The sequence below is a fragment of the Amycolatopsis sp. NPDC051128 genome, assembly GCF_040682715.1.
GTDB lineage: Bacteria > Actinomycetota > Actinomycetes > Mycobacteriales > Pseudonocardiaceae > Amycolatopsis.
Genome location: NZ_JBFBBN010000011.1, coordinates 127,122 through 137,664 on the forward strand (window position 1 = coordinate 127,122; position 10,543 = coordinate 137,664).

General features: G+C 71.9%; 7 protein-coding genes. 1 reads left to right on the plus strand and 6 read right to left on the minus strand.

What is annotated here, in order from left to right:
• Nucleotides 1-13 precede the first annotated feature (13 nt).
• Nucleotides 14-835 carry an MBL fold metallo-hydrolase gene (locus tag AB0M82_RS14585; RefSeq protein ID WP_364721565.1) on the minus strand — a complete coding sequence of 274 codons (822 nt, stop codon included), beginning with the start codon at nucleotides 833-835 and terminating at the stop codon, nucleotides 14-16.
• Nucleotides 836-953: 118 nt separating this feature from the next.
• Here AB0M82_RS14585 and AB0M82_RS14590 point away from each other — a divergent pair, with 118 nt between their 5' ends.
• The gene (locus AB0M82_RS14590; RefSeq protein ID WP_364721567.1) at nucleotides 954-1,544 is read left to right on the plus strand and encodes a DinB family protein; all 591 of its coding nucleotides are present in this window, start codon (nucleotides 954-956) and stop codon (nucleotides 1,542-1,544) included.
• A gap of 195 nt (nucleotides 1,545-1,739) precedes the next feature.
• Here AB0M82_RS14590 and AB0M82_RS14595 read toward each other — a convergent pair whose 3' ends face one another.
• The 5 genes from AB0M82_RS14595 to AB0M82_RS14615 are packed head-to-tail and all read right to left on the minus strand — an operon-like array spanning nucleotide 1,740 to nucleotide 10,542.
• Nucleotides 1,740-2,810 carry a branched-chain amino acid aminotransferase gene (locus AB0M82_RS14595; RefSeq protein WP_364721569.1) on the minus strand — a complete coding sequence of 357 codons (1,071 nt, stop codon included), beginning with the start codon at nucleotides 2,808-2,810 and terminating at the stop codon, nucleotides 1,740-1,742.
• Between the two features lie 28 nt (nucleotides 2,811-2,838).
• Nucleotides 2,839-3,237 carry a nuclear transport factor 2 family protein gene (locus AB0M82_RS14600; RefSeq protein ID WP_364721571.1) on the minus strand — a complete coding sequence of 133 codons (399 nt, stop codon included), beginning with the start codon at nucleotides 3,235-3,237 and terminating at the stop codon, nucleotides 2,839-2,841.
• Nucleotides 3,234-7,148, minus strand: a complete 3,915-nt coding sequence (locus AB0M82_RS14605; protein ID WP_364721573.1) for an amino acid adenylation domain-containing protein — start codon at nucleotides 7,146-7,148, stop codon at nucleotides 3,234-3,236. The genes AB0M82_RS14600 and AB0M82_RS14605 overlap by 4 nt, the downstream gene beginning before the upstream one ends.
• Nucleotides 7,145-10,330 carry an amino acid adenylation domain-containing protein gene (locus AB0M82_RS14610; protein ID WP_364721575.1) on the minus strand — a complete coding sequence of 1,062 codons (3,186 nt, stop codon included), beginning with the start codon at nucleotides 10,328-10,330 and terminating at the stop codon, nucleotides 7,145-7,147. Before AB0M82_RS14610 ends, AB0M82_RS14605 begins: the two co-directional genes overlap by 4 nt.
• Nucleotides 10,327-10,542: an MbtH family protein gene (locus AB0M82_RS14615; protein ID WP_364721577.1), complete on the minus strand. Its 216-nt coding sequence runs from the start codon at nucleotides 10,540-10,542 to the stop codon at nucleotides 10,327-10,329. The genes AB0M82_RS14610 and AB0M82_RS14615 overlap by 4 nt, the downstream gene beginning before the upstream one ends.
• Nucleotide 10,543 lies beyond the last annotated feature (1 nt).

Sequence of the window (10,543 nt, forward strand, 5' to 3'; positions counted from 1 at the left end):
TCGCCGTCCTGATCTAGCCGCGCTCGCTTCTTCCGGCGAGTCGCCGGAGTTGTCCTGCGTGCACGTCGCTCACCCATTCCCAGCCGGGCTCGGCCGACGGACCGACCCTCGGGTCGCCGGCATCCCGGCTGTCACGCAAGGCGTGCACGTACGCCCGATCCTGGTCGATCCGCGCGCGTAGCTGGTCCGCTCCCCCGGTGGACCCGTGGCCGGGGATGACGACTTCGGCGTGGCGCGCGACGTCGTCGAGCAGCCGCAGCGCGGCGAGGTAGTCCTCGATCGGGTCGACGGTGCCGTTCAGGTCGAGCATCGGAACCAGGACGTCGGACAGCATGTCGCCGGCCACGAGAACTCCGTGTTCCTCGATCAGCAGCGACGCGTGGCCGGGGGCATGTGCCTGATGCTCGATAATCCTGATTCGAGGGCCATCCCAAGGAATCCGCGTGGTTTCGGCGGGCAGGCCGGTAATGAGGCCGAGGAGGTCCAGCGGTACCCGCCCGGCGATTTCCGGCGGCAGGTGCTCGGCGATGCGGGCCTTCACTCCCGCGTCGGACGCCTGAGCCCGGGCCGTGGCGGCGCCGCGCGCGGTGCCGTAACGGGGCGCCGAGCCGAGCCGGGCGTGCCACAGCAGGTGATCCCAGTGCGGATGCGTGGAAAACCCGGCCACCACGGGCCGGCCCAGTTCGCGAAGGTCGTTCGCGAGGCAGTCGATCTCGGAGCCGGTCACCCCGGGGTCGATGAGCAACACGCCATCCCGGCCCTCCACCACAACGGTGTTGGTCCGTACGAACTCGCTCTCGTGGACCAGCACACCGTCCGCGACCCGCTTCAGCACAAGCTTCTACCCCCAGTGGTCGCGTTTTGCCGTCACTATACCGAGGACTGAATTTCCGGGCGTCGAACTCGAGCTTCACGGCCGAGTCGGTGCGGGCTGTTGGGGCATCCTCGTACTCATGATCGATGATTTCGCGAAAGAGTACCTGCACGGTGATCTGCGAGAGATCCGTGAGGCGATGCTCGGGAAGCTCGACGGGCTGTCCGAGTACGACGTCCGCAGGCCACTGACTGCGACCGGAACCAACCTTCTCGGCCTGGTCAAGCACCTGTCGGTGGGGGAGTCCCGGTACCTCGGCGAGGTCTTCGGCCGACCGTTCCCCGAGCCCGTCCCCCGGTGGGACGACCTCGGACAGCGCGGGACCGACATGTGGGCGACCGAGCACGAAACACGCGAGGAGATCACCGGCCGCTACCGACGCGTCTGGGTACACTCCGACGCGACCATCGGTGCTCTCGCCGTCGACTCGCCCGGCTACGTGCCCTGGTGGCCACGTCCTGACGTGCTGCTGTTCAACGTTCTGGTCCATGTGCTCACCGAGACCAGCCGGCACGCCGGGCACGCCGACATCCTGCGAGAACAGTTGGACGGCAAGGTCGAGATCGACGCGGAAGGCATGGCCCGGCGTGGGCAGGACGCCGCCTTCTGGGAGAACCGGTGCGCGGAAATCGAGCGGGCCGCCAAAGCGGCCGGGCAAACCACGGCCTGACCCGTTCACCCAGGGTTCCGGCAAAGTCGCTTTCCGCCGCATCCCGGCGGCCTCCCCACTCGGCTTGGTGTCGCGAATGACTCATTCGGGGTCTGCGAGGTCCCGATGAGTCATTCGCGACCAAGAAAGGGTTCGGGTGCTCGTGGCGTGAAGGGGGCTTTCCTTGCCACGGCGCAAGGAAAGCCCCTTCGCCCGCTACCTGGGGATGTGGTGCATCCAGCCGCCGGGGTCGGGCGCGCGGCCGTGCTGGACGTCCACCAGTGCCGTGCGCAACCGGCGCGTCACCGGGCCCGTTCCGCCGTCGCCGATGGTCCAGTCGCCGGCTTCGTCCACCACCTCGCCCACCGGGGTGACCACCGCGGCCGTGCCGCACGCGAACACCTCGGTGATCGATCCGGTCGCGCATTCCTCGCGCCACTGCTCGACCGAGATCCGCTCCTCGCCCACCCGGTAACCGTCGCGCTCGACGAGGGTGAGCAGCGAATCGCGGGTTACTCCGGGCAGGAGTGTGCCGGTCAGCCGTGGGGTGACGACCTCGGCGCCGGGACCGCTGCCGCGGACGAAGAAGAGGTTCATCCCGCCCATTTCCTCGACCCAGCGCCGTTCCGCCGAATCCAGCCAGACGACCTGCTGGCAACCGGCGTCCTGCGCGATCCGCTGCGCCACGAACGACGGCCCGTAGTTCGCGGCGCACTTGACATCGCCGGTCCCGCCCGGCATGGCCCGGCTGTGCTCGTGGCTGACGAACACCGACACCGGCCGCACCGTGTCGCCGAAGAAACCGCCCGCGACGAACGCCATCAGCAGGAACTCGTAGGTCTTCGACGGGCGCAGCATCAGGTTCGCCTCGCTGCCGTACATCAGCGGGCGCAGGTAGATGCTGTGGTCCGGGTCGTCGGACAGGGCATGCTGGTCGGCGGCGACCAGGCTGTCCACCGCCAGCAGGAAGTCCTCTTCCGCGAGCTCCGGCATGGCCAGGCGCCTCGCCGACCGCTGGAACCGGTGCGCGTTCTGCCGGGGACGGAACACCGCCATCGAGCCGTCGGCCTGGCGGAACGCCTTCATCCCCTCGAAGATCACCTGGCCGTAGTGCAGGCCGAGCATGGCGGGATGGATCGACAGGTTGGCCAGCGGACGCAGATCCGGGGCGTGCCACCCGTCCTGCTCGGTCCAGCTCATCGCGTACAGGTGGTCGGTGAACGCGTCGCCGTGCCCGGGGCTCGTGGTGGCGGCCGGGTTCGTGGCCGGCTCGAGAAGTGAGGTCATGACTGGTTCTCCTCTGGGTTTCGTCGGTTCAGACCAGGGGTGCGAAGAAGAAGGTCTCCCGGCGGGTGAAGCGGCCGTCCGGCCCGACGCGGAAGAAGTCGGCGAACCGCAGGTCGACCGGGCTGCCGTCGTGCAGTTCGCCGTGGAACTCACCGCGCACCGCGACATCGCGCCCGGTGGCCAGCACGGTCGTCAGGTGGTGCCTGCCGGAGCGGATCACCCGATGCTCGGAGTAGAACCGCGCGACGCCTTCCGGGCCGGGGAACGGCTCGTAGCCGGGGCGGTGATAGCTGGATTCCGGAGCGAACAGCGCGGCCAGGCCCGGCACGTCACCGGCGTCGACACAGTCGTAGAACCGGCAGGCATTGGCCCTCGCCGCCGTCTCGGCGGTGACGGCGACCGGGCGGACGTTCACGTCGGCGGTCATGATCGGGTTTCCCTTCCCTGGTGTTCGGATGGCTGTTCGGACAGTTCGCCGGCCAGCAGCGCGCCGACCGCGTCGATCGGGCCGGGCGCGGCGAGCTCGCCGTGCCGGCAGTCGATTTCGTGCACCCGGACCCGGCCGGTGACGTACGGCAGCCAGTCGGCGGGCACGGGCGCGCCGGGCGGCCGATCCGCCGCGGCGACGACCAGCAGGACGTCCCCGTCGAACTCCTCCGGCGTCAGCTCCGCCCGCATGGCGACGCTGTCGGCGAAAACCCGTGGCAGCGCGGCGATCGCCGCGGGTTCGAGCGTCGCCAGCGGACTGTCCGGCGCCCGCAGGGTGGCGGCGAACCCGGCGTGGCCGGTCACCTCCTCCGCCGGATATCCCAGCGAAGCCAGCACCATCGCCAGCATCTCCGGGTCGTCGGGATCCAGCGCGACCGCCGTGTCCGCGGGAGCCGCGGGGTAGCCGTCGAGCAGGGCGAGCAGCCCGACCCGCTCCCCCTCACCGCGCAGCCGGGCGGCCATCGCGTGCGCGATGTTCGCGCCGAACGACCAGCCGAGGAGGTGGTACGGCCCGCTCGGCCGCACCGCGCGGATCTGCGCGAGGTAGTCCTTGACCAGCTCGTCGGCGCTCGCGGGCCGGGCGTCCGGTGTGGACAGTCCCCGGGCCTGCAGCGCGTACACCGGACGGCCGGTGACCCGCCGCAGCAACCCCGCGTACACCCAGCCGACGCCCGCCGCCGGATGGACGCAGAACAGCGGCTCGCCGGCCCCGCCGCCGCGCAGCGGCAGCAGCACGGCCAGCGGGTCGCCGTCCGCGGCGGACTCCAGCCGGTCGGCGAGGCCCGCCACGGTCGGCGCCTCGAACAGGGAACGGATGCTCAGCCGGACGCCGAGCTCGGCGCGGATCCTGGCGATCAGCCTGGCCGCCAGCAGGGAATGCCCGCCGAGGTCGAAGAACCCGTCGTCGATGCTCACCGAGTCCAGGCCCAGCACCTCGGCGAACAGCCCGCACAGGACCCGCTGCCGCCCGGTCTGCGGGGCACGGCCGGCGACGCTCACCGGATCGGGCGCGGGCAGCGCCTTCCGGTCGAGCTTGCCGCTCGGGGTGAGCGGCAAGGCGGCCAGCGCCACGATCGCCGAAGGCACCATGTACTCCGGAAGGGCGGCCGCGGCGTGCTCCCGCAGCGCGGCCGGATCGACCTCGCCCCCGGCAGGCACCACGTAGCCCACCAGCCGCCGGTCACCCGCCCGGTGCTCGCGGGCCACCACCGCCGCCTGGAGGACGTCCGGATGCCCGCCGAGCACCGCGGCGATCTCGCCGAGCTCGATCCGCAGGCCGCGGATCTTCACCTGGTCGTCGGCCCGGTCGAGGTACTCCAGGACGCCGTCGCCGCACCAGCGGACGACGTCGCCGGTGCGGTACATGCGTCCACCTCCGGCTTCGAACGGGTTGGCCACGAACCGTTCGGCGGTGAGCTTCGGCCGGTTCAGATAGCCGTCGGCGAGCTGGACGCCCGCCAGGTAGAGCTCCCCCGGTATCCCGGGCGGCACCGGCCGCAGCCGCTCGTCGAGCACGTGGACCCGGGTGTTCCACACCGGGGAACCGATCGGGACGGACACGGTGCCGTCGCCGGGGTCGTAGCGGTGGGCGGTCACGTCGACCGCCGCCTCGGTGGGCCCGTACAGGTTGTGCAGCCCGGCGTCCGAGATCGCGGCGAACCGCGCGGCGAGCGCCGACGGCAGCGCCTCCCCGCTGCAGATCACCCGCCGCAAGCCGGCGCACCCCGCAGAGTCCGGCGACGCGACGAACGCCTCCAGCATCGACGGGACGAAGTGGACAGTGGTGATCCGTTCCCGGCGGATCAGGTCCGCGAGGTAGGCCGGGTCCCGGTGGCCGTCCGGCCGGGCCAGCACCAGCGTGGCGCCCACGAGCAGCGGCCAGAAGAACTCCCACACCGACACGTCGAAGCTGGACGGCGTCTTCTGCAGCACCCGCTCGCCCGGCTCCAGCCCGTATTCGTGCTGCATCCAGCACAACCGGTTGACGATCGCGGTATGCCCGACCACCACCCCCTTCGGCCGCCCGGTCGAACCCGACGTGTAGATCACGTACGCCGGGTCGGCGCCGGTCGCCTCGGGCAGTGGTCGGGTCGCCGCAGCCGGTTCGGCGACCAGCCGCGCGAACGACTCCGGCGTCAGCACCACCGCCGGTGCGGCGTCGGCGAGCATGAACTCCACCCGCTCCGCCGGGTACGCCGGATCGAGCGGCAGGTACGCGGCGCCGGCCTTGTGCGCCGCGTACAGCGCCACGACGAGTTCCACCGACCGAGGCATGGACACCGCCACGATGCCGCCCGGCCCCGCGCCGCGGGCGCGCAGCCGGTGGGCCAGCCGGGTCGCCGCGTCGTCCAGCTCGCGATAGGTGAGCGAGCGGGCGGGCTCCCCGTCGAACACCACCGCCGTCGCGTCGGGAGCCCGCTCGACCCGTTCGGCGAACATCGCCGGCAGGGTCGTGTCCGGCACCGGCGCCGCGGTGGCGTTCCAGTCCCCGAGGATCCGCTCGCGCTCGTCCGGCCCGAGCACCTCGATCGCGCCGATGGGGGCGCCGGGATCGGCCACCACCGCCGTCAGCACCCGTTCCAGCCGGACCGCCATCGACTCGATGGTGGCGCCGTCGAACAGGTCGACCGCGTACTCCAGCGCGCCGCTGATCCCGGCGGGCCGTCCGGCGTCGTCGAAGTGTTCGCCGGCGGCCAGCATCAGGTCCGACTTGGCGACGTTCACCGGCACCTGCTCGACCCGCACGTCCAGGTCACCGATCCGCAGCGGCGCCTCGGCGTTGTTCTGCACCAGCACCGTCACCTGGAACAGCGGGTGCCGGGACAGCGAGCGGGCCGGTTCGAGCGCCTCGACCAGCAGCTCGAAGGGGACCTCCTGGTGGGCGAACGCGGCCAGGTCGCGCTCCCGCACCCTGGCCAGCAGCTCCGCGAAGGTGGGATCGCCTGCCACGTCGGTCCGCATCACCAGCGTGTTGACGAAGAATCCCACCAGGTCGTCGAGCGCCTCGTCCGTGCGACCGGCGACCGGCGACCCGAACGGGATGTCCTCGCCGGCGCCCAGCCGGCTCAGCAGCACCGCGAACGCCGCCTGGAACACCATGAACAGCGTGACCCCGTTGGCGCGCGCCAGCTCCGCCAGCCCGCGGTGCAGCCGCGCGTCGAACCACAGCGGCACCACCCGGGCGGCGCCGCCGGTGGCTCCGCGAGGCCGGTCGAACGGCAGCGCCAGCTCGTCCGGAACGCCCGCCAGCGCGTCGCGCCAGAAGTCCAGCTGCCGGGACACCAGGCTCGCCGGATCGGACTCGTCGCCGAGCAGTTCCCGTTGCCACAGGGCGTAATCGGCGTACTGCACCGGCAGCGGCTCCCAGTCCGGCCCGGTTCCCGAAGCGCGTGCCTCGTACGCCGTGCCGAGATCGCGCAGCAGCGGTCCCATCGACCAGCCGTCACTGGCGATGTGGTGCAGCACCAGCTCCAGCACGTGGTCGGCCTCGCCGACGACGAACAGGAACGCCCGGATCGGCGGCTCGGCGGCCAGGTCGAACCCGTCCCTCGCGGCCGAGATCAGCGCCTCGGTCACCTCGGCGCCGGACACGTCCCGCACGATCGGCTCGAGCACGACGTCCGCCGGATCGAGCACTCGTTGCACGGGCAGGCCGTCCACGACGGGGAACACCGTCCGCAGCACCTCGTGCCTGGCGAGCACGTCACGCAGCGCGGCGGCCAGCGCGGCGCGGTCGAGGTTCCCCCGCAGCCGGATCGCCAGCGGGCAGTGGTAGCCCGGGCCGCGTTCCAGCTCGTTGAGGAACCACAGCCGGCGCTGGCCGTAGGACAGCGGGATCGGGGTGCTCATGACTCCACCCGCTGCCGGCGCATCGCGCGCAGGCTCGGCCGCGCCTTCTCCGCCCGGCCGAGCCACTCGACCAGCCCGGCCACCGTCGGCGACTCGAACACCGCCTGGATGGACAGCTCCCGGCCGAACGCCGTCCGCGCCCGGCTGATCAGCTTGGTGGCCAGCAGCGAGTGCCCGCCGAGGTCGAAGAAGCCGTCGTCGATGCCGATCCCGGTCACGCCGAGGACTTCTTCGAACAATCCGCGCATCAGCTCTTCCTCGGGGGTGCGCGGGTCGCGGCCGGTGGCCATCGCGGCGTAGTCGGGTGCGGGCAGCGCGGCCCGGTCGAGCTTGCCGTTCGGGGTGATCGGCAGCTCGTCGAGCAGCACGAACGCGGCGGGCACGAGGTACTCCGGCAGCAAGGCGGCGACGTGCTCGCGCAGGTCACCGGCGGTGAGCTCGACGCCGGAGGCAGCCACCGCGTAGGCCACCAGCCGCTTGTCGCCGGGCCGGTCCTCCCGGGCGACGACCGCCGCCTTGCCCACCCCCGGGTGCTTGCCGAGCGCGGTCTCCACCTCGCGCGGCTCCACCCGGAAGCCGCGGATCTTGATCTGGCCGTCGGCCCGGCCGAGGAACTCCAGCACGCCGTCGGCCCGCCAGCGCACCAGGTCGCCGGTGCGGTACATCCGTTCGCCGGGCGCCCCGAACGGGTTGGCCACGAACCGTTCCGCGGTCAGGCCGGACTGGTTCACGTATCCGTGCGCGAGCCCGATCCCGGTCATGTAGAGCTCGCCGACGACGCCGGACGGCACCAGGTTGAGCTGGTCGTCCAGCACGTACACCCGCTTGTTGGCGATCGGCTTGCCCACCGGGATGGACGCGAGCTCGGTGTCCCGCTCGACGATCCGGTGGCACAGCGTGAAGATCATGTTCTCCACCGGCGAGTACCCGTTGACCAGCCGGATGCCCGGATACTCGCGCAGCGCCTTGCCCACGTGCGCGATCGACGCGGCTTCGCCACCGGTCATCAGCTGGCCGACCCCGGCGAAGACACCCGGGTACTCGTCGAGCATGAAGTTGAGCAGGCTGGCCGAAAGGTGCATGGTGCTGACGCGGTGCGCCCGCACGAGCTCCGCGATCACCGCCGGCTCCGGGCGCTGGCCCGGCTGCAGCACGCAGGTCCCGCCGAACAGCAGCGCGCCGAACAGCTCGAGCGCGAACGCGTCCCACGACACCGGCGAGCACTGCAGCACCACCTCGGTGGCCGAGAAATCCACATAGGACTGTTCGAGCAGGGTGCCGAGCACCGCCTGGTGCGGAGCCGCGACGCCCTTGGACCGGCCGGTGGACCCGGACGTGAACATCACGCAGGCGAGGTCGTCGGGAACCGCGATCGGCGGGGGCGCGGTGGCGGGACGCTCCGCGATCGCCGCGGCCTGCTCGTCCACGAGCAGCACCGCGACGTCCGCGTCGCCGGCCCGCCCGGCCAGCGCCCGGTCGGTGATCACCAGCGTGCTGCCGGAGTCCGCCAGCACCCGGCTCAGCCGGGCGGCCGGGAAGTCGGGGTCGAGCATGGTGTACCCGCCACCCGCCTTCAGCACGGCCAGCAGCGCGACGATCAGCTCGGGGCCGCGGTCGAGGCAGATCCCGACGAGCTCCCCCCGGACGGGCGTGGTGGCCAGCAGGTGGTGGGCGAGCCGGTTGGCCCGCTGGTCCAGTTCGGCGTAACGGACCCGCTGGTCGCGGAACACCAGCGCGGTCGCGTCCGGCGTGGCGGCGGCCTGTTCGGCGAACCGTTCGCCGATGGTGGTCTCGGGCAGCGGACGGGCGGTGTCGTTCCAGTCCAGCGCGATCTGCTGACGCTCGGCCTGGTCCAGCAGCTCGATCCGGCCGACCGGCTCGTCCGGGTCGGTGGTGACCGCGGCGAGCAGCCGGATCAGCCGGGCCGCAATGGACTCGACCGTCGCCCGGTCGAACAGGTCCGCGGCGTACTCCAGCGCACCCCGGATCCCGGTGGGCCGGCCCGCCTGGTCGGCCTCCTGCTCCTCGAAGGCGGCGGTCAGGTCGAACTTCGCCGCGCCGTTGGAGCCGAGCTCCGAGCTCACTTCGAGCTCGGGCAGCCGCAGCGTCGGCGCCTCGTTGTTCTGCAGGACGATCATCACCTGGAACAGCGGGTGCCGGGCGGCCAGCCGCACCGGGTTCAGCTCCTCGACCAGCCGCTCGAACGGCATGTCCTGGTTGCCGAACGCGCCGAGGTCGCGCTCGCGCACCCTGGCCAGCAACTCGCTGAAGCTGGGGTTGCCGGACACGTCGGTCCGGAGCACCAGCGTGTTGACGAAGAACCCGACCAGCTCGTCCAGCGCCTCGTCCGTGCGGCCGGCGACCGGCGAACCCAGCGGGATGTCGTCTCCCGCGCCCAGCCGCTTCAGCAGCACGGCGAACGCCGCCTGCAGCACCATGAACAGCGTCACGCGGTTCGACCGGGCCAGCTCCAGCAGCGCCCCGTGCAGCTCGGCGTCGATGTGCCCGGTGACCGTCCCGCCCTCGTGGCTGGGCACGGCCGGCCGGTTGCGGTCGAAGGGCAGCGTCAGTTCGTCGGGCAACCCGGCCAGCGTCGCCCGCCAGTACGCCAGCTGCCGGGCGAGCAGGCTGTCCGGATCGGACTCGTCGCCGAGCAGTTCCTGCTGCCAGAGCGTGTAGTCCGAGTACTCGACGGCCAGCGGCGGCCACTGCGCCGGGGCGCCTTCGTATCGGGCGGTATAGGCCGTGCCCAGGTCACGCAGCAGCGGGCCCAGCGACCAGCCGTCACCCGCGATGTGGTGCAGCACGAGGACGAGGACGTGTTCCTCGGCGCCCAGTTCGAACAGCCAGGCGCGGACCGGCGGCTCGACGGCGAGGTCGAACCGGTGCTTGCCGATCGCCTCGACGTCGGCGGGCAGGCCGGCCTCGGCGGACCGCCGCTCGGTGAGCAGTTCGGGCAGCTCCTCCGGTTTCAGCGTCTCCTGGAACGGTTCGCCCTCGATCACGGGGAACAGCGTCCGCAGCACCTCGTGCCGGGCGACGACGTCGTTGAACGCGTCCCGCATCGCCTGCCGGTCCAGCTGCCCGCGCAGCCGCACCACCAGCGGGATGTTGTACGCCGGGCTCTGCTCGAGCTGAGTGAGGAACCACAGGCGTTTCTGGGCGTAGGACAGGGGAATCACGACAGCTCCTCGATGGGCGCGGGGGTGGCGGCCGGACGCAGGTCGGTCCAGGTGGCGTCGATGTGGTCGAGGCAGGCGGCGCGAGGGCCGGGACCGTGCTCCGCACGCCAGCCGCCGGGCACGTCCAGCTGCGCGGGCCACAGCGACCGCTGCGCGCGGTCGTTGACCAGCACCAGGAAGCTGCCGTCCTCGTTGTCGAAGGGGTTCAACACT